At 60.6% G+C, this 26045-nt stretch carries 25 protein-coding genes; 11 read left to right on the plus strand and 14 right to left on the minus strand.

The window, feature by feature from the left end:
* Positions 1-3: 3 nt before the first annotated feature.
* Entirely contained in the window at positions 4-264 is a 261-nt protein-coding gene (locus tag AD666_RS13205; protein WP_053152392.1) for a YebG family protein, read from the minus strand.
* 315 nt (positions 265-579) lie between these two features.
* On the opposite strand from AD666_RS13205, the gene AD666_RS13210 reads away from it, so the two are divergent.
* Positions 580-1080 carry a phosphate-starvation-inducible protein PsiE gene (locus tag AD666_RS13210; protein WP_053152394.1) on the plus strand — a complete coding sequence of 167 codons (501 nt, stop codon included), beginning with the start codon at positions 580-582 and terminating at the stop codon, positions 1078-1080.
* A 41-nt stretch (positions 1081-1121) separates the two neighbouring features.
* Here AD666_RS13210 and AD666_RS13215 read toward each other — a convergent pair whose 3' ends face one another.
* Positions 1122-1439: a DUF3509 domain-containing protein gene (locus AD666_RS13215; RefSeq protein ID WP_053152397.1), complete on the minus strand. Its 318-nt coding sequence runs from the start codon at positions 1437-1439 to the stop codon at positions 1122-1124.
* Between the two features lie 496 nt (positions 1440-1935).
* Between AD666_RS13215 and AD666_RS13220 the strand changes: the two genes are divergently transcribed.
* Positions 1936-2343, plus strand: coding sequence for an HPF/RaiA family ribosome-associated protein (locus AD666_RS13220; protein ID WP_053152399.1), 408 nt, complete (start codon positions 1936-1938; stop codon positions 2341-2343).
* Positions 2344-2439: 96 nt separating this feature from the next.
* Here AD666_RS13220 and fecA read toward each other — a convergent pair whose 3' ends face one another.
* The 4 genes from fecA to AD666_RS13240 form a co-directional block, all read right to left on the minus strand.
* Complete coding sequence (gene fecA, locus AD666_RS13225) at positions 2440-4779, minus strand: TonB-dependent Fe(3+) dicitrate receptor FecA (RefSeq protein WP_053152400.1); 2340 nt, start codon at positions 4777-4779, stop codon at positions 2440-2442.
* Between the two features lie 143 nt (positions 4780-4922).
* On the minus strand, positions 4923-5870 hold the full coding sequence (locus AD666_RS13230; RefSeq protein ID WP_053152402.1) for a FecR domain-containing protein: 948 nt from the start codon (positions 5868-5870) through the stop codon (positions 4923-4925).
* Positions 5871-5874: 4 nt separating this feature from the next.
* Positions 5875-6363, minus strand: a complete 489-nt coding sequence (locus AD666_RS13235; RefSeq protein WP_053152404.1) for a sigma-70 family RNA polymerase sigma factor — start codon at positions 6361-6363, stop codon at positions 5875-5877.
* 113 nt (positions 6364-6476) lie between these two features.
* Positions 6477-7364, minus strand: a complete 888-nt coding sequence (locus AD666_RS13240; RefSeq protein WP_053152406.1) for an AraC family transcriptional regulator — start codon at positions 7362-7364, stop codon at positions 6477-6479.
* Positions 7365-7499: 135 nt separating this feature from the next.
* Between AD666_RS13240 and AD666_RS13245 the strand changes: the two genes are divergently transcribed.
* Positions 7500-8402: a DMT family transporter gene (locus AD666_RS13245; protein ID WP_053152409.1), complete on the plus strand. Its 903-nt coding sequence runs from the start codon at positions 7500-7502 to the stop codon at positions 8400-8402.
* Positions 8403-8447: 45 nt separating this feature from the next.
* Here AD666_RS13245 and AD666_RS13250 read toward each other — a convergent pair whose 3' ends face one another.
* The 4 genes from AD666_RS13250 to norR form a co-directional block, all read right to left on the minus strand.
* The gene (locus tag AD666_RS13250) at positions 8448-9419 is read right to left on the minus strand and encodes a D-glycerate dehydrogenase (protein WP_053153229.1); all 972 of its coding nucleotides are present in this window, start codon (positions 9417-9419) and stop codon (positions 8448-8450) included.
* 109 nt (positions 9420-9528) lie between these two features.
* Positions 9529-10278, minus strand: coding sequence for a YkgJ family cysteine cluster protein (locus tag AD666_RS13255; RefSeq protein WP_053152411.1), 750 nt, complete (start codon positions 10276-10278; stop codon positions 9529-9531).
* A 133-nt stretch (positions 10279-10411) separates the two neighbouring features.
* Positions 10412-11314 carry a chemotaxis protein CheV gene (locus AD666_RS13260; protein WP_053152413.1) on the minus strand — a complete coding sequence of 301 codons (903 nt, stop codon included), beginning with the start codon at positions 11312-11314 and terminating at the stop codon, positions 10412-10414.
* Positions 11315-11476: 162 nt separating this feature from the next.
* Positions 11477-13030 carry a nitric oxide reductase transcriptional regulator NorR gene (gene norR / locus AD666_RS13265; protein ID WP_053152415.1) on the minus strand — a complete coding sequence of 518 codons (1554 nt, stop codon included), beginning with the start codon at positions 13028-13030 and terminating at the stop codon, positions 11477-11479.
* Positions 13031-13181: 151 nt separating this feature from the next.
* Between norR and hmpA the strand changes: the two genes are divergently transcribed.
* The 7 genes from hmpA (at position 13182) to cyoE (ending at position 20794) form a co-directional block, all read left to right on the plus strand.
* A complete protein-coding gene (hmpA, locus tag AD666_RS13270; protein ID WP_053152418.1) occupies positions 13182-14360 on the plus strand; it encodes an NO-inducible flavohemoprotein in 1179 nt (392 codons plus the stop codon).
* Positions 14361-14644: 284 nt separating this feature from the next.
* Positions 14645-15154 carry a disulfide bond formation protein B gene (locus AD666_RS13275; protein WP_053152420.1) on the plus strand — a complete coding sequence of 170 codons (510 nt, stop codon included), beginning with the start codon at positions 14645-14647 and terminating at the stop codon, positions 15152-15154.
* A gap of 793 nt (positions 15155-15947) precedes the next feature.
* Positions 15948-16895: a ubiquinol oxidase subunit II gene (gene cyoA / locus AD666_RS13280; RefSeq protein WP_053152422.1), complete on the plus strand. Its 948-nt coding sequence runs from the start codon at positions 15948-15950 to the stop codon at positions 16893-16895.
* A 3-nt stretch (positions 16896-16898) separates the two neighbouring features.
* The gene (gene cyoB, locus AD666_RS13285) at positions 16899-18929 is read left to right on the plus strand and encodes a cytochrome o ubiquinol oxidase subunit I (protein ID WP_053152424.1); all 2031 of its coding nucleotides are present in this window, start codon (positions 16899-16901) and stop codon (positions 18927-18929) included.
* Between the two features lie 3 nt (positions 18930-18932).
* Positions 18933-19559 carry a cytochrome o ubiquinol oxidase subunit III gene (locus AD666_RS13290; protein WP_047228598.1) on the plus strand — a complete coding sequence of 209 codons (627 nt, stop codon included), beginning with the start codon at positions 18933-18935 and terminating at the stop codon, positions 19557-19559.
* Entirely contained in the window at positions 19560-19895 is a 336-nt protein-coding gene (cyoD, locus tag AD666_RS13295; protein WP_039591596.1) for a cytochrome o ubiquinol oxidase subunit IV, read from the plus strand.
* A gap of 11 nt (positions 19896-19906) precedes the next feature.
* Positions 19907-20794 carry a heme o synthase gene (cyoE, locus tag AD666_RS13300; protein WP_025211928.1) on the plus strand — a complete coding sequence of 296 codons (888 nt, stop codon included), beginning with the start codon at positions 19907-19909 and terminating at the stop codon, positions 20792-20794.
* Between the two features lie 120 nt (positions 20795-20914).
* On the opposite strand, the gene AD666_RS13305 is transcribed toward cyoE, so the two are convergent.
* From AD666_RS13305 to AD666_RS13315, 3 genes are all read right to left on the minus strand, one after another.
* Positions 20915-21619 (minus strand): hypothetical protein, encoded by a 705-nt coding sequence (locus AD666_RS13305; RefSeq protein WP_053152427.1) that lies wholly within the window; start codon positions 21617-21619, stop codon positions 20915-20917.
* Positions 21620-21710: 91 nt separating this feature from the next.
* Positions 21711-22502, minus strand: a complete 792-nt coding sequence (locus tag AD666_RS13310) for a DUF72 domain-containing protein (protein ID WP_053152430.1) — start codon at positions 22500-22502, stop codon at positions 21711-21713.
* A 114-nt stretch (positions 22503-22616) separates the two neighbouring features.
* Complete coding sequence (locus AD666_RS13315; RefSeq protein WP_053152432.1) at positions 22617-23537, minus strand: LysR family transcriptional regulator; 921 nt, start codon at positions 23535-23537, stop codon at positions 22617-22619.
* A 98-nt stretch (positions 23538-23635) separates the two neighbouring features.
* Here AD666_RS13315 and AD666_RS13320 point away from each other — a divergent pair, with 98 nt between their 5' ends.
* Positions 23636-24811, plus strand: coding sequence for an aspartate aminotransferase family protein (locus AD666_RS13320; RefSeq protein ID WP_053152434.1), 1176 nt, complete (start codon positions 23636-23638; stop codon positions 24809-24811).
* Here the strand turns inward: AD666_RS13320 and AD666_RS13325 are convergent.
* Complete coding sequence (locus AD666_RS13325) at positions 24777-26009, minus strand: MFS transporter (RefSeq protein WP_053152436.1); 1233 nt, start codon at positions 26007-26009, stop codon at positions 24777-24779. The genes AD666_RS13320 and AD666_RS13325 overlap by 35 nt on opposite strands.
* Between the last annotated feature and the right edge of the window lie 36 nt (positions 26010-26045).

Here is a 26045-nt window from a genome sequence, read left to right on the forward strand (position 1 = left end):
TTTTTATTCGGCGCCAGGGTTGAGCAGTTCGGACAATGCATCCGGTTGGCTCTTGAATGCCTTGGCGAACACATCGCGATTCTTCGCCATGTAGATGCCAACTTCCTCTACCTGCTGCTCGTTCAGCGATGGAACGGCTTTTTGCAACACTTCGGCCAGCAGCTCGGCGAGTTCCAGCATTTTGTCATGACGGTCAGCTTCGGCTTTATCCATGAACAAGCGCTCCAGATCTCGGCTGCTGCGGTATACCACTTCGACGGCCATTCACCACCTCACATGCCTTCACATTGGTTGTTTTCTGAGTACTGTATTTATATACAGGCAAGAGAATACGCGAAATCCTTTCCCGTTGGGTAGTGGCTTTTTAATGTAGACCGGTTTCGGTATTTGTCTTGACGGTGCGGAGCGAGGGGGGAAGCGAGCCTGCTCGCGATGAGGCCGGCACGAGCTCCTGCAAAAAGTGTCGGAACACGGCCCATCGCCATCTCATTCCTAGCCGCTGGCCTTTTTTCTGCATGCAGAAAAACCGTCACGTCCAACCCGCATCATCCGGTCGAAACGACCTAAGGAAACCACACCGTGAAAATCAACTGGGCCGAGAATTTGCGGCAAAACGTGCATCAAGTGGCCGAGTCCCTGGGCAATCTGTTCGTCGAGACGTTTCATTACCTGGCGTTGTTCGCCATCGGGGCGGTCACCGCGTGGGCGGCGGTGATGGAGTTCTTGCAGATGATCGAAGAGGGACACATCAAGATCGATGACATCCTCCTGCTGTTCATCTACCTGGAATTGGGGGCGATGGTCGGGATCTATTTCAAGACCAATCACATGCCAGTACGGTTTCTGATCTACGTGGCCATCACCGCGCTGACCCGTTTGCTGATTTCCAACGTTTCCCATCACAGCCCGCCGGACCTCGGCATCATCTACCTGTGTGGTGGCATCCTGCTGCTGGCGTTCTCGATCCTGGTGGTGCGCTACGCCTCTTCGCAATTCCCTTCGGTGAAGATCGAACCCCCGCACCGTAAGGTCGGTGCGGGTTCCAGTGAGCATGCCGAAGTGGAGAAGGGTGAGATTTAGGACGTGCACGAAACGTCGCGCAGGCACTGCGAGCACCAAGCCTAGAGGCTGGCGGCGGGAGCGCCCTGGGGTTGTGCCTGCCGGGGTGGCAGCCTGACGTTGTCACCGCCGGTCATGGCTTCGAGGATGGCCACGGCGCTGTGGCCCTGCTCGATGGCGATGCCGAACTGAATGCTTTGCACCAGCCGCTTGAGGCGTTCCGGATCGTTGCGTTGCTGGGCACTGATCATGCGCCGGGCGACGATCCGTCCGGCCTTGGACAAGGTCAGCATAATGCTGCCGTCGAGGCCCTGGATGCTCAGGTTGACCTGATAGTGCGGCGCAAAAGCGTCGGTAATGATCTGAAAAGGGTTGTCCATGATGCGTCACCGCCTGATTGAACGTGCAGTTGTTGACCGGCCCTGATCGGGATTAGTTCGCAATACCGGACCATCGGCCATTCCATGTTCGTGTTCATCCTCTGTTTCAAGACGGCAGGTGGGTGGCCATTTGATAGTTATCGCTTGCGCCTGCGTCTGCCTGAAAGGTAGCAAGGGACATGCCGGAAAAATCTTCGGACAATGGTTCCTGGCGCATCGATCCGCAGCACTCCGGGAGCGGCTGCGAAGACTGCCCGTTTCGGGGCGCAATGATCGTTGACGGTGCAGGAAAGAGGGGCTGCGAGGGGGACGGTGGGGCGAGGCAATTCCCGACATTAACAGCGCTTTCGCCCGTTGTCCGCCTTTATTTGCAAATGAATATTTATCTTTCTCAAGGGCTTGAATTGTTCCTCCGCCAGCCCGACTCTGTACTCAAGGGGCCGTTACGCCAACGTCGACAGGCCCCTGGCGAGCTAGCCGAGATAAGGGATGAACTATGCAAATCCAAGTCAACAGCGATAACCATATTCAAAGCAGCATCCGACTGGAGGAGTGGGTACGTACAACCATTGAAAGCACGCTCGAACGTTATGAAGACGACCTGACTCGGGTCGAGGTTCACTTGGGGGATGAGAACGGCGACAAGCCCGGACCCCATGATATGCGTTGCCAGATCGAAGCTCGGCCAAAGGGCCATCAGCCTGTTTCCGTGACGCACAAGGCCGGTTCGCTGGAGGCAGCGATCGAAGGCGCGGCAACCAAGCTTGAAAACGCCTTGGAACATTTGTTCGGCAAGCTGCGCGGCAAGCGCACCGCGGCAGTCAAGACCGAGTCCGTGGCACTGGCCGATGCGATGCTGGAGGAAGAATTCCTGGAAAACGAGCGGGCTGCCCTGAACGGCTGAGCCTGATTCAAATTCACTGACCTGCTAAACGGGCCTGCAATCGCAGGCCCGTTTCGTTTCTGCGGTGTCATGGACAGGACGCGGGTTGCGTGCCGATCAGAATGCTACGGATGTCTGCACATACAACGTGCGCGGTTCCCCTACGTACTTGCCCCGGTTGTTGTCGTCGAAGGAGCGGGTGAAGTACTGGGTATTGAACATATTCTTCACCCCCACGGCGACATTCAGGTCCGACAGCTGCGGGCCGAAATCGTAAGCGGCACGGCTGCTGAAGAGCATGTAGCCGGGAATATTGCCGGTGCTGCCGTCGGCGCTTTCGGTGCGGGTGTTGGCGTTGTCGGCGAACTGCGCGCTCTGGTAGGTACTGTCCAGGTTGAGCTTCCATGGACCTTCGGTGTAACCGATCCCCAGGGTGCCTTTGTGTTTCGAGGAGAACGGCACGCGGTTGCCCTTGTTCGGCCCGTCTTCGCGGATCGTGGCGTCGACGAAGGCGTAGGTGGCGTAGACATCGAAACCGGCCAGCGCCGGGCTCAGGCCATCGAGGGCATAGTTGATGCTGGTTTCGAGGCCCTGGTGACGCGTTTCGCCGCGGGCGATCACCGAGTCGTTGGTCTGGTTGCTTTCATACTGGTTGTCGAAGTTGATCAGGAATGCGCCAATCTCTGCCTTCAGGTTGCCATTGTCATAGCGGGTGCCGAGCTCCCAGGTGCGGGCTTTCTCCGGTTTCACTTCGCCACTGCTGACACGGTTGGGCATCTGGCTGTATTGCACGCTACCGAAGGAGCCTTCGGTGTTGGCATACAAGTTCCAGTCGTCAGTCAGGTGATACAGCACGTTCAGCGCCGGGAGGGCGGTGTTGTAGTCGCCTTTGTACTTCACATTCGTCAGGTTGTTGGTTTGCTGCGATTCGATCATCTCGTAGCGAATACCCGGTGTGATGGTCCACTTGCCGATGTCGATCCGGTCATCGATGAAAAACGCATTGGCTTGCGTGCCGCCACGGGTGTCTCGGTCGTTTCGGCTGTCGGTCGTCGGCAACTCATTGCTGGCGATGGGGGTGCGATAGCGCAACTCGTGACCGGCTTCGTTGATGTAACGGTAGCCGACCCCGACTTCGTGGCGTGTCGGGCCGAGGTCGAAGCCTTGGGCGAATCGGGTTTCCAGGCCACGCACCCAATATTCGCGAGGCGACAGGGAGAGGAACGAGCCTTGATCCAGGTAACCGCTGCGCAAGGTCTTGGTGAAAAATGTGCTGGCAGTGAATTCCCGGCGGTCTTGCTGGTAGCGGTAGCCGACGTTGACCAGGGTGCGACGTCCCCAGAACCGGTCGTTCGGTCGAGTGGACTGGTACGGATCGGCATCGTAGTCGGCGACATTCAGGCCGCCGGGCATATCGGCCTCACCCTCGTAGTACTGGGCCATGGCATTGAAACTGTTGGCATCGTCCAGCTGGTAATTGCCTTTGAGGATCAGGTCGTCGATTTGCGTGTCGCTGTGTTCGCGCCAATCGCCACCACGGGTTCCGGAATACAGCAGCGCACCGCCCAGGCCGTTGTCGGCGGTGCCGCCGGCCAACAGGTTGGAAGATGTCTTGAAGCCGTCGTGGCTGGAGGACGGGCTCGTCTCGGTCTGGAAGCCACCCTTGACCGTCGGCGCATCGGGAATCGCCCGGGTCACGAAGTTGACCACGCCACCGACGTTCTGCGGACCATAGCGCACCGCACCGCCGCCGCGCACGACATCCACGGCGTCCATGTTTCCCATGCTGACCGGGGCGAACGATAGCTGCGGCTGCCCGTACGGGGCGAAGGGTACCGGGATGCCGTCCATCAACACCGTGGAACGTGAGGCCAGGCGTGGGTTGAGGCCCCGGATGCCGAAGTTCAGCGCCATATCGTGGCTACCGGTGCCGTTGTTCTCGGGTGCGTTGACCCCGGGAATACGGTTGAGCACGTCGCGGGCCTGGGTCGCGCCCTGCCGTTCGAAGGTTTCGCGACGGATGACGTCACGGGCGCCGGGATGCTCGAACACGTTGACCTGCGCGGCATCGCCGAGCCAGTCGCCCACCACGGTGGTGGTCCCCAGGTCCAGCGCGGCGTCGCTGACCGGTTGCAGGCTGAAGGCGTTGTCGCCTTCGGGACGGGCTTGCAGGCCCGTACCTTCAAGCAACGCATCCAGGGCCTGTTCGGGGTTGTAGCTGCCTTCCAGGCCGCGGCTTTTCAACCCGCTGGTCACTTGCGAACCGAAGGAAATCAAGACCCCCGCTTCTCGACCGAACTGATTGAGGGCCTCTTCCAGCGAGGACGGCGCGATGTGGTAGGCCCTGGTTTCGGCTGCCTGCACTGGCGGTAACGCAACGAGGCTCAGGCTCGCCCCCAATAGCAGTCGGCGCAGGGTGCGAGTGATCGGAGTGAGGCGGCTAGGAAGTTGCTGCATGAAGGAGGGTCCTGAGAAGGTTGTGTCAAAGTGGCTTTACTTCTCTGTCACCCGAGGTGTCGAAAACGGCTCACCGGAACTTCATTTTTTTGAAACCGGGCGCATCCGGGTTCGTTCGAAGGCGACGCCTGCACTCGTCATGTTCAGCTGCGAGCTTCGACGCTGATCCAGTAGCGGGTAAACCGCCGCACAGTCACCGGCAGGCTGACTTCCAGCAGGTCGAGGATGCGTTCGCTGTTGTCCAGTGGGTAGCTTCCGGAAATCAGCAGGTTGGCGACCGCTTCGTCACAGTGCAACTGGCCGCGCCGGTAGCGGCTGAGTTCGTCGAGGAAATCCGCCAGGCGCATGTGGGACGCCACCAGCATGCCCTCGGTCCAGGCACCGCTGTTGGCGTCCAGTGCCGTGACCGGGCCGGGGCCGTTGACGCCCAGGCCCAGTTGTCGCGAGGCCGTCAGTAAGAGTGAGGCCCCATGCCGGTCGCGGACTTGCATTTGCCCTTCGAACACCGCCACCTGGGTGTGGTCGGCAAATTCGCGGACGTTGAATCGAGCGCCATGAGTTTCCAGCAGCCCGTGGGCGGTCATCATGTGCAGCGGACGAGGATCCCGGGTACTGGCCAGTTGCAGTTCCCCTTCGAGAAGGCGAATCACGCGGCGTTGGGCGTCAAAGCGAACGTCCACGGCGCTGCCGGTGTTGAGCTGCAACTGGCTGCCGTCATCCAGGGTCAGGCGACGACGCTCGCCCACCGGGCTGCGATAGTCTGCCAGCAGCGGGGGCAGCACTTGGCGTTCGCGCAGGCCCCAGGCCAGGGCCGAACCGGCGCCCAGTATCGATAGCAGCTTGAGCGCCTGGCGCCGGGTACTGCGCTTCGGTGCATTGAGGGCCGCGTGGGCCAAGGGGGAGGACACACTGCGCAGTCGTTGATTGACGCGTTGGATATGCTCCCAGGCACGGCGATGTTCGCTGTGGGCATCGAGCCACTGCTCCCAGGCCTGTTGCTGACGCGGGGTGAGTGGCCCCTGCTGCATTTCCAGCAGCCAGTGGACCGCCTGCTCGGCGACGCGCGTGCTCACATTGGGAGGCATATTCATGGGTTCACAGCGCGAAATAGCAGCGCATCGCTGCCTTGTTCAGATGTCGTTTGACCGTCGCCAGGGAGATGCCCAGTTCGCGGGCGATTTCGTTGTAGGTCAGCCCATCGACCTGAGCCAGCAGGAAGGCGCGTTTGACTGCACGCGGCAGGCCGTCGAGCAGCTGATCGAGTTCCAGCAGGGTTTGCAGAATGATCGCCCGATCCTCCTCCGACGGCGCCACCTGCTCGGGCAATTGAGCCAGGGCTTCGAGGTAGGCGCGTTCCAGGTCCTGGCGTCGGTAATGGTTGAACAGCACGCGTTTGGCGATGGTGGTGAGAAAGGCCCGCGGTTCGAGGATCGGTTGTGGATCGCGAGTGGTCAGTACCCGAATGAATGTGTCCTGTGCCAGGTCGGCGGCGCTGTCGGGGCAGCCGAGCCTGCGTCGCAGCCAGCCGTTGAGCCAGTTGTGATGGGCGGTGTAAAGCACTTCGACGGTGGGGGCGGGCGGCAACGGGGACACTCCGACAGCGATCGACTACGTTAGAGAACAAGAATTGTTCGCATTGTAGGGGCGCGACGGGGGCTACGGCAATCGGGATGAGAATCGGATCCTTTTTGAAGCGGTTACTTGAGTGTCTGGCGCAAAAAGGCCTGTCGATACTCTCCAGGCGTGGCTGCCAGAGCCTGGCGGAAACGGTGGGTGAAATGACTGGCGCTGGCGAATCCGCAAGCCAGGGCGACATCCGCCAAGGGGTGTGAGGTGGTGCGTAGCAGGTGTCGCGCCCGGGCAAGACGCCGCGCAAGCACGTATTGATGAGGGGGCAGTCCGAAGCTCTCGCGAAACATTCGGGCAAAGTGATACTCGGACAAGGCACACAACGCCGCCAGTTGCCCAAGGCTGATGGCATCGGCCAGGTGGCTGTCGATGTAGTCCACCAGCAAGCGTCGCTGGTGAGCGGCCAGTCCGCCCTTGAGGCGTAGCCCCTGGCGCGGGCTGACCTGGCTCAGCAGCAAATGACCGAGCAGGTCATGGGCCAGGCTGGTGCAAAGCAGGCGTTCGGCGGGTTCGTTCCAGTCGAGGCCGATCAACTGGCGAAACCGCTGAGCTTGTTGCGGGTCGTCGAGAAAGGTCGCTTCGTGCAATTGGACTTGCCGGGGTTCTCGGTCCAGCAACGTGACGCAACCGAGGGCGAACTGCTCGGGGCTGAAATACAGGTGGGCGAGGCGGATGTCACCGTTGATGACCCAGGCCGATTCATGGCCGGCCGGCAGGACACAGAGCTTGTCCGGTGCCCCCGTAGTCTCGGGGCGCTCGCGGCGAAAGGTACCGGTGCCACCGGCGATGTAGCACGACAGCGTATGATGAGTCGGCGCCTCGTAGTCCCGGGCGTCGTGATGATTGCTCCATAACGCGGCCGCCATGCCATCCCCCAGCTCGGCGCTGTACTCCAGGCGAGCATTGGGTGAGCTGTTGAGGGCTTGAAAGACTTGCAGGGTTTGCAGTGTGGACATGATCGTTCTCTCCAGCCTGCATCCTACTCCGTAGGCCGTCCCATGCCAGCCCGCCCACTGACAAAACCGCAAGTTTACGCAACTGGCCGTCGGCCCTTGGCGTGACACTGGTGGCCACTGTCAGGAGCCGCCGTCATGAATCTCTCGCTGTACTTGCTTACCGTATTGATCTGGGGCACCACCTGGATCGCGTTGAAACTGCAGTTGGGCGTCGTTGCGATTCCCGTGTCGATCGTCTATCGCTTCGCTCTCGCGGCGCTGATCCTGTTTGCAATGCTTTTGCTCAGTCGGCGTCTGCAAGCGATGAGTCGGCGCGGCCATCTGATTTGCCTGGCCCAGGGCCTGTGTCTGTTCTGCATCAACTTCATGTGTTTCCTCACCGCCAGCCAATGGATTCCCAGTGGCCTGGTGGCCGTGGTGTTTTCGACCGCCACGCTGTGGAACGCCCTCAACGCCCGGATCTTCTTCGGCCAGCGGATCGCGCGAAATGTGCTGTTGGGCGGCGCCTTGGGGTTGTCGGGGTTGGGCATGCTGTTCTGGCCGGAGCTGGCCGGCCATCATGCGAGCCCGCAGACGCTGCTGGGGTTGGCGTTGGCGCTGTTGGGGACCTTGTGTTTCTCGGCGGGCAACATGCTGTCGAGCCTGCAACAGAAAGCCGGGCTCAAGCCGTTGACGACCAATGCCTGGGGCATGGCTTATGGCGCGACGATGCTGGCTGTGTGGTGCCTGTTCAACGGCATCCCTTTCGACATGGAGTGGAACACCCGCTATATCGGCTCACTGATGTACTTGGTGATTCCCGGCTCGGTGATCGGTTTCACCGCGTACCTGACGCTGGTGGGGCGCATGGGGCCGGAGCGGGCGGCGTATTGCACGGTGCTGTTTCCGGTGGTGGCCTTGAACGTCTCGGCGTTTGCCGAAGGTTACCAGTGGACGGCACCGGCACTGGTCGGGCTGGTGCTGGTGATGCTGGGCAACGTGCTGGTGTTCCGCAAACCCCGGCCAGTGACCGCGAAGGTTGCCTGGGGCGCACGCTGAATCGACAGCGATGGCAGGCCCGCCAGACCGGGCCTGCCACGGGCGTCATTTCCAGACTTGAGGGTTGACCAGGTTCTGTGGCCGCTCGCCCATCAGCGCACTGCGCAGGTTATCCACCGCGAGATTGGCCATGGCTTCACGTGTCTCGTGGGTGGCCGAACCGATGTGGGGCAGGGTGACGGCGTTTTTCAACTGGAACAGCGGCGACTCGGCCAAGGGCTCTTTCTCGTAGACATCCAGCCCGGCGCCGCGGATGCGGTTGTTCTGCAAGGCTTCGATCAGCGCCGGTTCATCCACCACGGGGCCGCGGGAGATGTTGACGAGGATGGCGCTCGGCTTCATCAGCGACAGTTCGCGCTGGCCGATCAGATGACGGGTCTTCTCGCTCAAGGGCACCACGAGGCAGACAAAGTCCGCTTCGGCCAGTAACTGATCGAGTTCGCGAAATTGTGCGCCCAGCTGGTTTTCCAGTTCGGTCTTGCGGCTGTTGCCGCTGTACAGGATCGGCATGTTGAAGCCCAGGCGGCCACGCCGGGCGATGGCCGCGCCGATGTTGCCCATGCCGACGATGCCCAGCGTCTTGCCGTGCACGTCACTGCCGAACAGTTGCGGACCGACCGTGGCCTGCCATTGGCCGGCCTTGGTCCAGGCATCCAGCTCGGCGACGCGCCGGGCGCTGCTCATCAGCAAGGCAAAAGCCAGGTCGGCGGTGCTTTCGGTGAGCACGTCGGGGGTGTTGGTGAGCATGATGCCGCGTTCATTGAAATAGGCCAGGTCGTAGTTGTCATAGCCCACCGACACGCTGGACACCACTTGCAGGTTCGCGGCGCTTTGCAGCTGCTCGCGTCCGAGCTTGCGCCCGACACCGATCAGGCCATGCGCGTGGGGCAAGGCCTCGTTGAACTGAGCATTGATGTCGCCGTTCGCTGGGTTGGGCACGATCACGTCGAAATCCTGTTGCAAGCGCTCGACGGTCTGGGGCGTGATACGGCTGAAGGCAAGTACGGTTTTTTTCATCATGCAAGGCTCGTCTGGCAGAGGATACCAAGCACGCTAACATTCTTGGCGAGGGTTAGGCGAGAGGCAGTATCGATTGGGCGCAGTCAGGCACCCGCTCCCACAGGCGTTACGCTGCCCGCAATGAAATAAACGTATAGTCCAGCGGCGTGCCCGTCACGACCTGCGCCCCACAGGCTATGACCTGACCGGCTATGTCCTCACCAGACAGGTGGAATTGCCATTCACCGGCTTGCTGCTCCAGCGGCTGCAAACGCACCCGATCGATCGTCGCGGCAAAGGCAGTCATGTCTGGCAGATACGCGGTAAACCCATCGCCCTTCAACGCGGCGGTGTGGATGCCCAGCGCTGCGCAGATGCGCTCCTTGATCCGGATATCCTCGCGATCGGCCTGACGCGAACGTTCGATCAGCCCGGCCAGTTCACGGTCCACAAGCTCGCCTCCCACGATCAACTGCGGTCCGGTCTCCCACGATTCTGACGGGCATTCCTTTACGGCGATATTGAGCGGGATGTGCGGGTTGATCTCCATCGGATAGATACGACAGACCAACGGCCGGCGTTCATAGATCCGGCACAGGTTTTCTTCGTCAAGATTGCGGCAACGGCCGGCATTGTAGGCGGCGAAGGTGATCGCTACGAACGCTTCGGTGGTGCCGCTGCGGACCACCACCGAGCGACGTTGCGCATGTTCGTGCTGCGCCGCCGGCAGGCCGAGCCCATTGGACAGGAACGCTTCCACCAGGACGATAACCTGGCCTCCGTCGTGAGCCCACATCCTGGCCTCGTCGAGGGTGAGGGGAACATGGTGATCGCTGCAGCATTTGCCGCAGCCTACGCAGGAAAACCGTGTGTTCATTGAGCGACCGATCGGGAATGAAAAGGGCGACAGAAAAACGCCGTGACGGGCCGGGCCGAAGCAAGTTGTGCGCCATACATTCCTGCGGGAGCCGAGCAGGCTTGGCTCCCGCCGTTTTGTGGAAGCCTGATTGTCAGTGGCCCTGCTCGGCAACCGCCTTGGCCGCGGTGATCAGGCACTTGGTCAGTTCCGGCGAAGAGAACTTGGTCAGCACGCCGTTGGCCCCGGCCAACCGGGCCTTCTCGGCATTCATGGCGCTGTCCAGGGAGGTATGCAGCAGCACGTAGAGATGAGCGAAGTCCGGTGTCTCACGCAGGGTGCGAGTGAGGGCGTAACCGTCCATTTCCGACATTTCGATATCGGAAACGATCAGGTTGATCTGCCCTGCTGTGCCTTGCAAATCCAGCAGACACTCGATGGCTTCCTTTGCGCTGCGGGCGGTGTGGCATTGCAGGCCCAGGTTACGCAGGGTGTGCACTGATTGTTGCAGCGCTACCTGACTGTCGTCGACCACCAGGATCCGCGCGTTGCCCAGCACTTCGGCGTCTTCCATGCTCAGCTCGGTAGGCGCGGTTTCGATCTGCGCCGGGGCAATGCCGTGGATGACTTTTTCGATGTCCAGTACCTGTACCAGCGTGCCGTCCACCGAGGTCACGCCGGTGATGAACGCACGATTACCCCCGGAGCCATAAGGCGGCGGTTTGATGTCGGTGGTCAGGCAATGCACGATCTTGCTGACTGCCTGTACGTGCAGGCCCTGCTTGGACCGGCTGACATCGGTGACGATCAGGCATCCGCCATCCGGATCTTCCAGTGGCCGCTCGCCGATGGCTCGACTCAGGTCAATCACTGACAGCGAAGTGCCACGCAAGGTCGCGATGCCTTTTACGTGGGGGTGCGACTCCGGCAGTTTGGTCAGTGGCGGGCACGGGATGATTTCACTGACCTTGAGCAGGTTGATTGCCATCAGCTTGCCGCTGCGCAAGGTAAACAGCAGAAGCGAAAGTGAATCTGCGCGGGCTTTGTTGGAAGACATAAAAACCTTCTGTGTAAAAAGGTGGGGCGAGCATGAAGTTCGCCAGAACAGCTGGTGATATTGGGTTATCGACTTGTCAGGGGCAGGCTTTAGGATAAAAGCTGTCGACATCCGAATTCCTGCCAGCGGCCTGTGAATACACACCTGTGGCGGTTGAGGGGGCTATTTGAGCCCCAACCGCCGGGCCATCCGACCCAGGTTCGCCCGGTCCAGGCCCAGTTCCCGGGCGGCACTGGCCCAGTTGTGTTGATGGCGCTCCAGGCTGGCGCCGATCATTTTGCGCTGGAAGTCATCCACGGCTTCGCGCAAGTCGCCTGCCACAGGTCCCCCGTCCTGCGCAGGGGCGTTGGCAGGGGTAGGGTTCTGTGCAGTGACTTGGGGCAAGTCCAGATCCTGGGCACCCAGGCTGAGGATCTTCGGTCGCGCCGGGCATCGTCCCAAGGCTTTCAAGGCGCTGCGGCCGATCAGGTGTTCCAGTTCGCGCACGTTGCCCGGCCAGTCGTAGGCCAGCAGTGCGGCCTGGGCGTCGCTGCTCAGGCGCAGGCTGCCCAGGCCCATGCGCGAGCGGTTCTGTTCCAGGAAAAAGCCGCTGAGCAGTAGCACGTCCCGCCCGCGATCCCGCAAGGCCGGTACCTGCAGGGGATAGACGCTCAAGCGATGATAGAAGTCGGCCCGATAGCGACCGTTTCGCACCTCCTCGGCAAGGTCACGGTTGGTGGCGGCGATCAGGCGCACATCGACCCGGTGTTCCTTGTCCGAGCCCAGGCGCTGCAACTGGCCGCTTTGCAGAACCCTGAGCAATTTGGCCTGGACGGTGAGGGACAGCTCGCCCACTTCATCGAGGAACAAGGTGCCGCCATCGGCCAGCTCGAATTTGCCGCGCCGGTCGCTGGTGGCCCCGGTGAACGCGCCGCGCACATGGCCGAAGAGTTCGCTTTCCACCAATGTGTCCGGCAGGGCGGCGCAGTTGAGGCTGATCATCGGCTGCTCCGCGCGCTTCGAGGCGGCATGGATGGCTTGGGCGACCAGTTCCTTGCCGACGCCGGTTTCGCCGGTGATCAACACCGTCAGGTCGCTGCCGGCCACCAGGTTGATTTCTTCCATCAGGCGCCTATGGGCTTTGCTTTGGCCAACCATGTCCCGGTGTTGCTGGCCGCTGGCCTGGCGATAAACCTCGGCGCGGCGGTGTTCGTCTTCGGCTTTCAAAGCCAGGCGCTCGATGCGTTCGGCCGCGCTGACCGTGGCTGCGGCGAGGCTGGCGAAGGCCTGCAAGGCGCTCAGGTCGATCGGCTCGAAGCGGCCTGGATCCAGAGAGTCGAGGGTCAGCAGGCCCCAGGGGCGCTCGTCGACGAACAACGGACAACCCATGCAATCGTGGACTTCCAGATGATCGTCGAGGCCTTCCACCAGCCCGTCGTACGGATCGGGCAGATCGCTGTCGGTGGCGAAACGGGTGGGGTTCGGGTTGGCCAGCAGCGCCTCGAAGCGCGGGTGCTCGCTGACCCGGAAGCGTCGGCCCAAGGTGTCGGTGCTCAAGCCGTCCACCGCCAGGGGCACCAGGCAGTCTCCGTCCAGGCGCAGCAGTGCGGCGGCGTCGCAGGGCAACAAGGCGCGCAGGGCCCCCAGCAGGCGGCGATAGCGCTCGCCTTCAGGCAGTTCCCGGGACAGGTCCGCCACCAGGGGCAACAAGGCTGTAAGAAGGGAGGTTGCGGTCATAAAGACTCCATGTAGTCCGAAAGACTATATCGGTACTTGTGTCTTTATGACTACTTTTATTTTAAGTTATTGATAAATAATGAAATTAATCATGGCATGAAATCTGATAGGACAAGGTAGTTGTTATCAAGTCCTTGCATGGAGTCACCTTATGCTCAGCCAAGAAGAACGCGCCATCATTCGTTCCACCGTTCCATTGCTGGAAAGCGGTGGTGAAGCGCTCATTACCCATTTCTACCGCATGATGCTGTCCGAATATCCCCAGGTGCGTCCGCTATTCAACCAGGCTCACCAGGCCAGCGGCGACCAGCCCCGCGCCTTGGCCAATGGCGTATTGATGTATGCGCGACACATCGACCAGCTCGACCAGTTGGGCGACTTGGTGGCGAAAATCGTCAACAAGCACGTGGCCTTGCAGATCCTGCCAGAACATTACCCGATCGTCGGTGCCTGTCTGTTGCGAGCCATTGCCGAGGTGCTGGGCGAGGAAATCGCTACCCCCGAGGTGATTGCAGCGTGGGGCGCGGCCTATAACCAGCTGGCCGATATCCTGATCGGTGCCGAAGCCGGCATGTACGACCAGAAAGCCGCGGCACCGGGCGGCTGGCGTGGCGAGCGCGAGTTCATCCTGACCGCCAAGGTGCAGGAAAGCTCGGAGATCACCTCGTTCTACTTCGAACCGGCGGATAAAGGGCCGATCCTCGTAGCAGAGCCCGGCCAGTACATCGGCATGAAACTGCTGCTGGAAGGTGAAGAAGTACGGCGCAACTATTCCCTGTCGGCCTTGGCGGACAACGGTCAGTACCGGATCAGTGTCAAGCGCGAAGCGGGTGGGCGGGTGTCGAACCACTTGCATGACGATTTCCACATCGGCGACAGCATCCAGCTGTTCCCGCCGTCCGGAGATTTCTACCTCACTGACAGCGACAAGCCCCTGGTGCTGATCAGTGGCGGCGTCGGCATCACCCCGACCCTGGCGATGTTGCAGGCGGCACTGCAAACCGAGCGACCGGTGCATTTCATCCACTGCGCACGCAACGGCCGGGTGCATGCCTTCCGTGACTGGATCGACGACCTGGCCAAGCGACACCCGCAGCTCAAGCGCTTCTATTGCTACGACGAAGACGACGGTTCCAGCCCGGCCGACAAGGTGGGGTTATTGAGCCAGGAGCAACTGGCCAAATGGCTGCCGGAGCAGCGTGATGTGGATGCCTACTTCCTCGGGCCGAAGGGCTTCATGGCGGCGGTCAAGCGCCACCTCAAGAACCTCGGCGTGCCAGATGAGCAGAGCCGCTACGAGTTCTTCGGGCCGGCGGCTGCGCTGGAATGAAAGCAGGCGGCTGACCCGGGAAACCGGGTCGCCGCTATCGCGAGCGGGCTCGTTCCCACATTTGATCTGCTGTGAGCACAGACTTGGCGTTCACTCGGAACCTATATGGGAGCGAGCCTGCTAGCGATTAATCCGCACTTAACCCACCTCCTGTTTATTCCCTCCCAAACTTGACGCCAGCCGCTCGTTCACTGTCATGGTCAGCGTGTAGACTTCGGCCATCCGCCAGCGCGCCGAGTGTCTCTGGGCTGTGCGTCGATCCATGCCTACATAAGGGAAACGCAATGAGTGAGGAAATGATCCGGTTGGGCCGTGAACGGCGCTACCTGGTGCTGTTGGGAGTGATCTGCCTGGCGCTGATCGGTGGCGCGTTGTACATGCAGGTGGCCCTCGGTGAAGCGCCGTGCCCACTGTGCATCCTGCAGCGCTATGCGTTGTTGCTGATCGCGATCTTCGCCTTTATCGGCGCGGCCATGCGCACCCGTCGCAGCCTGACAATCCTTGAAGGCATCGTGGTGCTTTGTGCCCTGGCCGGTGCGGGAGTGGCGGGGCATCACGTCTATACCCAGTTCTTTCCGGCGGTGAGCTGCGGAGTCGATGTGCTGCAGCCGATCGTCGACGACCTGCCGCTGGCCAAGATCTTCCCGCTGGGTTTCCAGGTCGACGGTTTCTGCTCCACGCCCTATCCGCCGATCCTGGGCTTGTCCCTGGCGCAATGGGCCCTGGTGGCCTTCGTGCTGATCGTGGTGCTGGTGCCGCTGTTGGTGTCGCGCAACCGCAAATCGCTTCGCTGAATGCCTGACGGAAACGCCCCGGTTTTTCTTCCGAAGAGCCGGGGCGTTTTTCGTTTCAGTCGTCCAAGGCGATGGCCTTGATCCCGGACAAGAATGCTCTGCGACAATCTGCGACACGTTGTCACACATCCTGCCGATGACACGTCTTCCACGACGCCAATAGTCGCGTTGTCCTGTAACAAAAAAAGGCCTCGAGTGCCCCGCTTTCGCCACCGCCTTCCCGCGCAGGGCAGGCATTTTTAACAATATCGCGCCATGGGGCAAAGCCCCCGAAAACTGGGCACTTGCGTGGCCTGAAAAGTCTGTGAATCCCTTGTGGCCTGTCTAAATCGGGCTTAGTAGACCTACGTTTTTTGGGGTTCTTGTTGAGAACTGTTTTCGATAACATGGGCGTCTGTTGCAGAATCCGCCATAGATTGTTGCCGGTTCGGATAAAAATTATTTCGGGATGAGACATGGTCTACAGCGCTCCAGCTCACTACAATCGCCCGCACCGAATATCCGACCCGGCTCAGGCTTGAGCGCGAGAGGTGGTCGAAGGGCGTCCCGCCCCATGCGATCCCAGGTGTCGGTGCCTTCCAACTACCCGCACCAAATGGAATTGGGCTGTAACAAGGCCTTTTACCGACGAATTCGAATAAGAACTCACTGCTGGCCCAGGATGTGTCGAACAGCGTCTGACGCTCGACGGACAGCCCTTATTCAAATCCAAGAAAATGCCAACCCTTGGCAGGGTGAAGTGTTGGCGATCAAAACCCAACTGCATTGCGCAAGCTGCTTTAGAGGTCGTGAGATGAGTAAAAACAGGTACCCCCGATTACTAGGCTTGTTGCCGCTGCTCGGCACGTTGCTGCTGGGAGGCTGCAACATGACCTTGCTCGATCCCAAGGGCCAGGTCGGCCTGGATGAACGAAACCTGATCATCACCGCCACGCTGCTGATGTTGCTGGTCGTTGTGCCGGTCATCGTCATGACGTTCCTGTTCGCCTGGAAATACCGCGCGTCCAACACCCAGGCCGTGTACACGCCGAAGTGGTCGCACTCGACCAAGATCGAGGTGGCCGTATGGACCATCCCGGTGCTGATCATCATTGCCCTGGGTTATGTCACCTACAAGTCGACCCACGCCCTGGACCCGTATCGTCCGCTGGACTCCGACGTCAAGCCGGTCACCATCGAGGTGGTGTCGATGGACTGGAAGTGGCTGTTCATCTACCCGGAACAAGGCATCGCCACCGTCAACAAGATCGTGTTCCCGGCCCACACGCCGATCAACTTCAAAGTCACCTCCGACACTGTGATGAACTCGTTTTTCATCCCGGGCCTGGGTGGCCAGATCTACGCAATGGCGGGCATGCAGACCAAGCTGCACCTGATCGCCAACCAGAACACCGAACTTGAAGGTATCTCCGCCAACTACAGCGGCGCGGGTTTCACCGGCATGAAGTTCAAGGCAGTCGCCACGACTCAGGAAGAATTCGACGCCTGGGTCAACGAAGTGAAGAAGGCACCTAAGCAGCTTGAAAAAGCTGAATACGAAGCCCTTTCCAAACCGAGCCAGAACAACCCAGTCGAACTCTACTCGTCGGTTACGCCGAACCTGTTCCAGACCATCATCGACAAATATGAAGGGATGAACCCGGGCAAGCCAATGCACCACGAGAAGAAAGAGAAGGAAGTGGCGCACAACATGGAAGGGATGGACATGAGCTCGCATTCAGCTGCCGGGGCAGAGGAGTAAACGATGTTTGGTAAATTAAGTTGGGAAGCGATCCCGTTCCACGAGCCGATTGTCATGGTGACCCTCGCCATCATCGCCCTCGGTGGTCTGGCGCTGGTCGCCGGGATCACTTATTTCAAGAAGTGGACCTACCTGTGGACCGAGTGGCTGACGTCCGTCGACCACAAGAAAATCGGCGTGATGTACATCATCGTCGCCATGGTCATGCTGCTGCGCGGCTTTGCCGATGCCATCATGATGCGTACCCAGTTGGCCATGGCCACCGAGGGTTCGCCTGGCTACCTGCCGCCTGAACACTATGACCAGATCTTCACCGCCCACGGTGTGATCATGATCATCTTCATGGCGATGCCATTCTTCACCGGTCTGATGAACCTGGCAGTGCCGCTGCAAATCGGTGCGCGCGACGTGGCCTACCCTTTCCTGAACTCCCTCAGCTTCTGGCTGCTGGTGTCCGGCGTGGTGCTGATCAACGTTTCCCTGGGTGTCGGCGAGTTCGCCAAGACCGGTTGGGTCGCCTATCCGCCGTTGTCGGGGCTGCAGTACAGTCCAGGCGTCGGTGTGGACTACTACATCTGGGCGCTACAGCTATCCGGATTGGGAACAACGCTAACCGGGGTCAACTTCCTGGCCACCGTGCTGAAAATGCGTACCCCTGGCATGAAACTGATGGACATGCCGATCTTCACCTGGACCTGCACCTGGGCCAACGTCCTGATCGTCGCTTCCTTCCCGATCCTGACTGCTACCCTGGCACTGCTGACGCTTGACCGCTACATGGATTTCCACATTTTCACCAATGAACTGGGTGGAAATCCGATGATGTACGTGAACCTGTTCTGGGCCTGGGGTCACCCCGAGGTGTACATCCTGATCTTGCCGGCGTTCGGTATCTTCTCCGAAGTCATCTCGACCTTCTCCGGCAAGAAACTGTTCGGCCACCACTCGATGATCTACGCTTCGGGCGCGATCTCGGTGTTGGGCTTCATGGTCTGGCTGCACCACTTCTTCACCATGGGTTCGGGCGCCAGCGTCAACGCCTTCTTCGGCCTGGCGACCATGCTGATCTCGATTCCGACCGGGGTGAAGCTGTTCAACTGGCTGTTCACCATCTATCAGGGCCGCCTGCGTTTCACCAGCCATGTGATGTGGACCCTGGGCTTCATGGTGACCTTCGCCATCGGTGGCATGACCGGCGTACTGCTGGCCATCCCAGGTGCTGACTTCGTCCTGCACAACAGCCTGTTCGTGATTGCGCACTTCCACAACGTGATCATCGGCGGCGCGGTGTTCGGCTACATCGCCGGCTTCGCCTTCTATTTCCCGAAAGCGTTCGGCTTCAAGCTGCACGAAGGCTGGGGCAAGGGCGCGTTCTGGTTCTGGATCACTGGCTTCTTCGTCGCGTTCATGCCGCTCTATGCACTGGGCTTCATGGGCATGACCCGTCGCCTGAACACCACCACCAACCCTGAGTGGGTGCCGTACCTGTACGTCGCCATGTTCGGTGCGGTGTTGATCGCGGTCGGTATCGCCTGCCAGCTGATCCAGCTGTACGTCAGCGTGCGTGACCGCAACAAGGCAGAGAACCGGTGCGAACACGGCGACCCGTGGAATGCCCATACCCTGGAATGGTCGACCTCTTCGCCACCGCCGTTCTACAACTTTGCCGTGCTGCCGAAAGCGGACGTCATCGACCCGTTCACCGAAGCCAAGGAAAACGGTACTGCGTACCAGACTCCGGCCAAGTACTCGCCGATTCACATGCCTAACAACACCGCTACCGGTGTGGTCATGGGCGGCCTGTTGACCGTGTTCGGTTTCGCGATGATCTGGCACATCTGGTGGTTGGCCATCGCCAGCCTGGTCGGCACCGTGGTGTATTTCGCCATTCATGCCGCCCGTGACGATCAGGGCTACATGGTGCCGGTGGATGTCATCGAACGCATCGAAGCCGAGCAGCACAAACGTCTGGTCGCGGCCGGGAAAGTCCCAGCCACCGCCACCCGTGTTGAAACCTCGTTGGAACAGGCTTAAACCATGTCGAACTTAGTGACCAATGTTGGACACGCCCATGGTCATGACCATGGGCACGATGACCATCACCACGACTCGGGCGAGATGACCGTATTCGGTTTCTGGCTCTACCTGATGACCGACTGCATTCTGTTTGCGTCGATCTTCGCGGTATACGCGGTGCTGGTTAACAACGTCGCCGGTGGCCCGTCGGGCCACGACATCTTCGAACTGCCGTACGTACTGGGTGAAACCGCGCTGCTGCTGTTCAGCTCGATCACCTACGGCTTCGCCATGCTGGCGTTGTTCAAGGGCAAGAAAACCCAGGTACTGGGCTGGTTGGCCATGACCTTCCTGCTGGGTGCCGGCTTTATCGCCATGGAGATCAACGAGTTCCATATCCTGATCGCCGAAGGCTACGGCCCTAGCCGCAGCGGTTTCCTGTCCGGGTTCTTCACCCTGGTCGGTACCCACGGTCTGCACGTGACCAGCGGCCTGATCTGGATGGCGATCATGATGTACCAGGTCCATAAAAATGGCCTGACCGCCACCAACAAGACCCGTCTGAGCTGCCTGAGCCTGTTCTGGCACTTCCTGGATGTGGTGTGGATCTGCGTATTCACCGTTGTTTATCTGATGGGGACCCTGTAAATGGCTAACGCTCATTCCCATGATGGCCACGACGCCGGCCACGGCAGCGTCAAGTCCTACGCCATCGGTTTCATCCTGTCGGTGATCCTGACTGTCATTCCGTTTGGCCTGGTGATGTACCCGTCGCTGCCCAAGAGCCTGACCCTGTGGATCATCCTGATCTTCGCCGTGGTCCAGGTCCTGGTGCACCTGGTGTACTTCCTGCACCTGGATCGCTCCGCCGCACAGCGTAACAACGTGATTGCGTTTGTCTTCGCTGCGCTGGTGATCGTCCTGCTGGTCGGCCTGTCGTTGTGGATCATGTTCAGCATCCACACCAACATGATGGCGCACTGAGGAAAGTCCGGATGTCCTTAAAGCACTTTATCCAAATCACCAAGCCGGGGATCATTTTCGGTAACGTGCTTTCTGTGGCAGGCGGGTTTTTCCTGGCCTCGAAAGGGCATGTCGATCTGGCCATTTTCCTGGCGGCGATGATCGGCACGTCCCTGGTGGTAGCGTCCGGTTGCGTGTTCAACAACTGCATCGACCGCGACATCGACATCAAGATGGAGCGCACTAAAAACCGTGCGCTGGTCCAGGGGCTGATCCCGGTGCAACTGGCCCTGGCGTTCGCCACAGTGCTGGGAGTCGCGGGCGTGGCGTTGTTGTATCGGGTGGCGAACCCGTTGGCGGCGCTGTTTGCGGTCATCGGGTTCGTCATCTACGTTGGCCTCTACAGCCTGTACCTCAAGCGCAAGTCGGTTCACGGCACGCTGGTGGGCAGCCTGTCGGGGGCGATGCCCCCCGTGATTGGCTATGTGGCGGTCAGCAACAGCTTCGACATGGCCGCGCTGACGCTGCTGGTGATGTTCAGCCTGTGGCAGATGCCGCATTCCTACGCCATCGCGATCTTCCGCTTCAATGACTACCTGGCAGCGTCGATTCCGGTGCTGCCGGTCAAGCGCGGCATTCGCGTGGCCAAGAAGCACATCTTGCTCTACATCCTGGCCTTCCTGGTGGCGACCCTGATGCTGACCTTCAGCGGCTACGCTGGCATGAGCTATCTCGCTGTCGCCGCTGCCATGGGCATGTACTGGCTGTACATGGCCTGGACCGGCTACAAGGCGGTGGATGACACGGTCTGGGCACGCAAGCTGTTCGTGTTCTCGATCTTCACCATCACTGCCTTGAGCGTCATGATGTCCCTGGACTTCAAAGTGCCGAGTGAGCTGCTGCTGACTTACGCGCCTTAAGCTTCAGACGCTGCACAAAAAGCCCCGCCTTCGTGAGAAGGGCGGGGCTTTTTCTTGGACGTTTTTCTGGGCTGTTGTGGGAGCGAGCAAACCCGCTCCCACAGGAAAGCGGGGGGCGCTTTACTGCTGGGCGATGCTGTAGCCGTCGAATGCCTTTTGCTGTTGCAGGGCGGTGACGATGCTTTTGCGGGTCGCCTGGTGTTCGGTGCCTTCGTTGTCCAGGAAGGTTTCGCTTTCCAGCTCGGCGTCGTCGCCTTCGCCCACGAAATTGAAACCCAGGAATTCGAAGGCTTCGCGGTCGACGTTCGGCTTGGAGCGTGGTGTGCGCAGGGGCAGGGTGACGCTGATGCCGTCTTTGCTGATGACAAATACTTCCGCTTCTTTCTTGGCGCGCGAGGCTTTGCCCTTGCTGCCGCTCGGATTGCTGATGGCCTGGTGTGTCTGGTTCAGTACTTTCAGGGCCAGGCCATAAACCAGTTCCTGAAACGCCGGATCGTCCTTGTAGCTCGACAGGATGCGGCTGATGGGGAAGCGGCTGCTCAGGTCTTCCAGGGCCGCGAAATCGGCGGCTTCGGCATCCTTGAGTTGCTTGAGCTGGCCCATGAGCTCGTAGGCTTTGTCATCGTCGAACGCATCGTGAGCCTGACGGATGGCGCTGCGCAGTTCGCGGATCTGATCGCTTTCGCGGTTTGACTGGAAGGCGTCGAGCACCATCTCACTGATGCTTTTGGCCTGGGGCAGATGCTGTGAAAGATTGATGGAGTTTTCGTATTCCGCTTTGGACGACAGGGTGACTACGGATTCAGCGGTGTTGGAATCGGACATTGAAATTTCACTACTTCTGTTAGCGGGATGAGGCGAGAAAGGTATGGCGCTTTTTTTCGGTCGCCTAATCTATTGGAGGCGGGCGGCATTGTCACGGTTGAACCGGCGGCAGGTCGTCTTTTATTGTCGGGGCCAGTATTGAGCTGCCCATCAGCGTCTCCAATCGCAGCGCATCGGGTATCGCGGCACCGCTGGCCGTGTTGTCGAAAATGCACCAGGTCGGCGTATCGGGCTCGCTGTTCAATTGGCCGGCAAGCTGTCCCAACCAGATGTCTTCATAGGACGAATGATAAATTCGCGGTGAGCCGTGCAGTCGGTAGTAACGAACCCCACGCCATCCCGCAGGTTGACCGCAGCCGGGTAAGGGCGATGGGTCGGCGGCGACGCGACCGATGTGCTCGTCTTGCAGCAGTGCCGTGACGTGCTCCGCAAGCCAGCTCGGATGCCGGGGCTCAAGCACGGCATGGCCTTGATAACGATCGCGCAAGGCTTTGAAAAATGCCCCCTCCGCGGTGGCCTCGAAGGCCAGCGACGGCGGTAACTGAATCAACAGGCAGCCCAGTTTTTCACCCAACTGCGAACACTGTCCGAGAAATTCATCCACCAGCCCCTCGCAATCGCGCAACCGCCGTTCGTGAGTGATCTGCTTGGGCACCTTGACCGAAAACCGAAAACCCGGAGGAACGCTGTCGGCCCACTTTGCATAGGTGGCGGGGCGGTGCGGACGGTAGAACGAACTGTTGATCTCCACGGCCGGGAAGCGGGCGCTGTAGCGCTGCAGGTGCGTGCCTTCGTTGGGGAAAGCTGGCCACTGCTCTCGGGGCAGTGACCAGCCAGCGCAGCCCAGGTAAAAAGCTGAGGGAGAGGGGAGTGAAGTCGACAAGTTCGATGGCCCGGTTGCAAGCGTTACCCTTACGACCGCTGCACGTGCCTCAAAGCTGCAAACTTTTCCGATGTAGCCTGCAGAGGCTACTTTGCTCAAAGTAGCTTCTGCAGGCTACATCGGCGTTTCGTCAGGAAATTTCCCCCATTGCCCCAACGTAAATTCCACGAAACTGCGCAGCTTCGGCAACCGATAGCGATCCTGGGCATAGATAAGGTTCATCGGCCGGTGGGGCAGTTGGTAATCCTGTAACAGCGCCACCAGATTCCCCTCCTTGAGGTCTTGTTCCACCAATGCATCAGGCAGCATCACCACGCCCATGCCGGCCAGGGCGGCGCGATGCAGGCCCGAGGAACTGTTGATCAGCATCGGCCCGTTCACCGGTATCTTGATTTCACCCTCGGGGCCGTTGATGGGCCAATGGTCCTGGGCGAATCGCCATTCGTCTCCGGCGGAATAGGCGAACGACAGGCAATCGTGATGTTGCAGGTCGGCCGGTTGTTCCGGTGTGCCTCGCCGGGCCAGGTAAGCCCTGGAGGCACAGATGGTCAAGGTGTAGTCCACCAACGGACGGGCGATCAGTTTCGGGTCGGGCAGGCCGAGGCGGATGGCGGCGTCGAAGCCATGGTCGAGCAGGTCCAGGCGTTGGTTGGTCAGAACCACGTCGAGCTTGACCTGTGGATAACGTTGACTGAATTCGGCCAATGCCGGCGCGAGACGCTCGGTGCCGAAGGTCAGCGGTGCGGTGATGCGCAAGGTGCCAGTGGGTTCGCCTTGGGTCTGCTCCGCCAGGCGTTCGGAGTCGGCCACCAGCCCCAGTACTTCGAGGCAGCGTTGATAGTAGGTCGAGCCGAATTCCGTCAGACGCTGACGACGGGTCGTACGATTGAGCAGCCGCACGCCCAGGCGTTGCTCCAATGCGCGAAGGTGATTGCCTACCATGGTGGTGGACATTTCACACGCCTGGGCTGCTGCCGTCAGGCTACCGGTTTCCACCACTTTGACGTAAACGCCCATTGCCTGGAACAGATCCATTATCAAGCCTGGCTTTTAAATGATTGAAGTAAAGTGCTGTTTATCCAATTCAGGTGGCTAACGATACTGGAAAAAACCACCCGATGGAGCCTGACGTCATGACTGCCGCCTGCCTGATGACCACGTATCAACCCCTGGCACTGAATTTCACCCACGGGCTGGGGACGCGTCTGTGGGATCAGAACGGTCGTGAATACCTCGACGCGGTGGCCGGCGTGGCGGTGACCAACGTGGGCCATTCCCATCCCAGACTGGTCGCCGCGATCAGCGAACAGGCCGGCCTGTTACTGCACACGTCCAACCTGTACAGCATCGACTGGCAGCAACGGCTGGCGCATAAACTCACGCAGCTCTGCGAGCTGGAACGGGTGTTTTTCAACAACTCGGGCGCCGAGGCCAACGAAACAGCGTTGAAGCTGGCACGTCTGTATGGCTGGCACAAAGGCATCGAGCAGCCGCTGGTGGTGGTCATGGAGAATGCGTTTCACGGGCGCACCCTGGGCACCTTGTCTGCCAGTGACGGTCCGGCGGTGCGGCTGGGTTTTAATCGGTTGCCGGGAGATTTCATCAAGGTACCGTTCGGTGATCTCCAGGCTTTGGAAACCATCCAGCAAGTCCACGGCGAACGCATCGTCGCGGTGCTGGTGGAGCCGATCCAGGGCGAAAGCGGTGTGCAACTCGCACCGCCGGGCTATCTCAAGGCCTTGCGGCAGTTGTGCAGCCGCCGGGCCTGGTTGCTGATGCTCGATGAAATCCAGACCGGCATCGGCCGTACCGGCCAGTGGTTCGCGTTCCAGCATGAGGGCATCGTGCCGGATGTCATGACCCTCGCCAAAGGCCTGGGCAATGGCGTGCCCATCGGTGCCTGCCTGGCCCGGGGCAAGGCGGCCGAGTTGTTTACGCCCGGCAGCCATGGCAGTACGTTCGGTGGTAATCCGCTGGCCTGTCGGGTTGGCTGCACGGTGTTGGACATCATCGAAGAGCAAGACCTCGTGGATAACGCCAGGTGCCAGGGCGAACGGTTACTGAGCCGGCTGCGGGCGGAACTGGCGGATAACCCGAACGTGCTGGCGATTCGCGGCCAGGGCCTGATGATCGGCATCGAACTCAAGCAGCCGGTCCGCGACCTGGCGTTGCGCGCAGCGCAGGACCATGGCCTGCTGATCAACGTCACCCGTGGCAAGGTCATCCGCCTGCTGCCGCCGTTGACGGTCGACGAGCGGGAAGTGGAAATGATCGTCAGGGGCGTGAGCCGGGTGCTCGCGCAGGCATGAGGTCGGTCCAGGCCCACCAGGCGAGGGCCGTCGCACTGATCAGCGCGCCCAACAGGCAGACCGCGCCCCAGCCCCACTGGGCATAGACCTGGGTCGCGGCGCTGGCGCCCACTGCGCTGCCGAGGGAGTAGAAGCACATGTACGCGCCCACCAGGCGACTCTGCGCATCGGGGCGGGCGGCGAAGATGAGGCTCTGGTTGGTCACGTGCACGGCCTGAACGGCGAAATCCAGCATGATCACCCCGGCAATCAATGCCAGCCATGATACCTGGAGGAAGGCCGTGGGCAGCCACGACAGCGTCAGCAAGGCCAGGGCAATGCCCGTGGTGCGTCGGCTCAGTCCCCGGTCGGCCCAGCGTCCGGCTTTCGAGGCGGCCAGGGCACCGGCCACGCCGGCCAGGCCGAACAGGCCGATCTGGGTATGGGACAATGACAGCGGCGCAGCGCTGAGAGGCAACACCATCGCGGTCCATAACACACTGAATGCGGCGAAGATCAACAAGGCAAGCAGGCCCCGGGTCCGCAGGGTGCGCTCCGTGACGAACAGTGCGAACAACGAGCCGATCAACCTCGCATAGGACATGTCGGGCCTGGGTGTGCTGATCGCCGGGACCGTCCTGGCGAGCACGACGCACAGGATCAGCATCAGTCCCGCCGAAACGAAATACGCCATGCGCCATCCCGCCAGGTCGGCAATCCCCCCCGACACCAAACGGGCCAGCAGAATGCCCACCACCACGCCGCTGGTGACCGACCCCACGGCGCGGCCGCGCTGTTGCGGCGAGGCAAGGGCGGCGACAGAGGCGACAATGACCTGCACCAGCACCGCCAGCATCCCCACCATGACCATCGCCCCCAACAGCACCGGCCATTGCCTGGCGCACCCGGCGACAGCGAGTGCCACGGCCGATAGCAGCGTCTGGCAGACCATCAGGTGCTTGCGATTGACCCGGTCTCCCAAGGCAACGATGAACACCAGGCCCACGGCGTAGCCGGCCTGGGTAGCGGTCACCACGGTGCCGGCCAAGCCAGGGGCGATCCGCAGGTCCTGGGTAATGGAGTCGAGCAACGGTTGGACGAAGTAGACATTCGCCACGGCCAGGCCGCAGGCCAGGGAGAACAGCAGCGTCATCCCCCGGGTGAGCCCGGGAGCGGTTGTCCGGTCCGACTGGGGGAGGGTGGAATCATGTGAAGTCATGGTGCTTCCTTGGCAGATTCAGGTTTTGATTTGAAA

It is taken from the genome of Pseudomonas sp. Pf153 (genome assembly GCF_001269775.1).
Taxonomy (GTDB): Bacteria; Pseudomonadota; Gammaproteobacteria; order Pseudomonadales; family Pseudomonadaceae; genus Aquipseudomonas; species Aquipseudomonas uvaldensis.

Coding starts and splice junctions, on each gene's coding strand:
- AD666_RS13205 (WP_053152392.1), bottom strand. CDS start 264: ATGGCCGTCGAAGTGGTATACCGCAGCAGCCGAGATCTGGAGCGCTTG.
- AD666_RS13215 (WP_053152397.1), bottom strand. CDS start 1,439: ATGGACAACCCTTTTCAGATCATTACCGACGCTTTTGCGCCGCACTAT.
- AD666_RS13220 (WP_053152399.1), top strand. CDS start 1,936: ATGCAAATCCAAGTCAACAGCGATAACCATATTCAAAGCAGCATCCGA.
- fecA (WP_053152400.1), bottom strand. CDS start 4,779: ATGCAGCAACTTCCTAGCCGCCTCACTCCGATCACTCGCACCCTGCGC.
- AD666_RS13230 (WP_053152402.1), bottom strand. CDS start 5,870: ATGAATATGCCTCCCAATGTGAGCACGCGCGTCGCCGAGCAGGCGGTC.
- AD666_RS13240 (WP_053152406.1), bottom strand. CDS start 7,364: ATGTCCACACTGCAAACCCTGCAAGTCTTTCAAGCCCTCAACAGCTCA.
- AD666_RS13245 (WP_053152409.1), top strand. CDS start 7,500: ATGAATCTCTCGCTGTACTTGCTTACCGTATTGATCTGGGGCACCACC.
- AD666_RS13250 (WP_053153229.1), bottom strand. CDS start 9,419: ATGAAAAAAACCGTACTTGCCTTCAGCCGTATCACGCCCCAGACCGTC.
- AD666_RS13255 (WP_053152411.1), bottom strand. CDS start 10,278: ATGAACACACGGTTTTCCTGCGTAGGCTGCGGCAAATGCTGCAGCGAT.
- AD666_RS13260 (WP_053152413.1), bottom strand. CDS start 11,314: ATGTCTTCCAACAAAGCCCGCGCAGATTCACTTTCGCTTCTGCTGTTT.
- norR (WP_053152415.1), bottom strand. CDS start 13,030: ATGACCGCAACCTCCCTTCTTACAGCCTTGTTGCCCCTGGTGGCGGAC.
- hmpA (WP_053152418.1), top strand. CDS start 13,182: ATGCTCAGCCAAGAAGAACGCGCCATCATTCGTTCCACCGTTCCATTG.
- AD666_RS13275 (WP_053152420.1), top strand. CDS start 14,645: ATGAGTGAGGAAATGATCCGGTTGGGCCGTGAACGGCGCTACCTGGTG.
- cyoA (WP_053152422.1), top strand. CDS start 15,948: ATGAGTAAAAACAGGTACCCCCGATTACTAGGCTTGTTGCCGCTGCTC.
- cyoB (WP_053152424.1), top strand. CDS start 16,899: ATGTTTGGTAAATTAAGTTGGGAAGCGATCCCGTTCCACGAGCCGATT.
- AD666_RS13290 (WP_047228598.1), top strand. CDS start 18,933: ATGTCGAACTTAGTGACCAATGTTGGACACGCCCATGGTCATGACCAT.
- cyoD (WP_039591596.1), top strand. CDS start 19,560: ATGGCTAACGCTCATTCCCATGATGGCCACGACGCCGGCCACGGCAGC.
- cyoE (WP_025211928.1), top strand. CDS start 19,907: ATGTCCTTAAAGCACTTTATCCAAATCACCAAGCCGGGGATCATTTTC.
- AD666_RS13305 (WP_053152427.1), bottom strand. CDS start 21,619: ATGTCCGATTCCAACACCGCTGAATCCGTAGTCACCCTGTCGTCCAAA.
- AD666_RS13315 (WP_053152432.1), bottom strand. CDS start 23,537: ATGGATCTGTTCCAGGCAATGGGCGTTTACGTCAAAGTGGTGGAAACC.
- AD666_RS13320 (WP_053152434.1), top strand. CDS start 23,636: ATGACTGCCGCCTGCCTGATGACCACGTATCAACCCCTGGCACTGAAT.
- AD666_RS13325 (WP_053152436.1), bottom strand. CDS start 26,009: ATGACTTCACATGATTCCACCCTCCCCCAGTCGGACCGGACAACCGCT.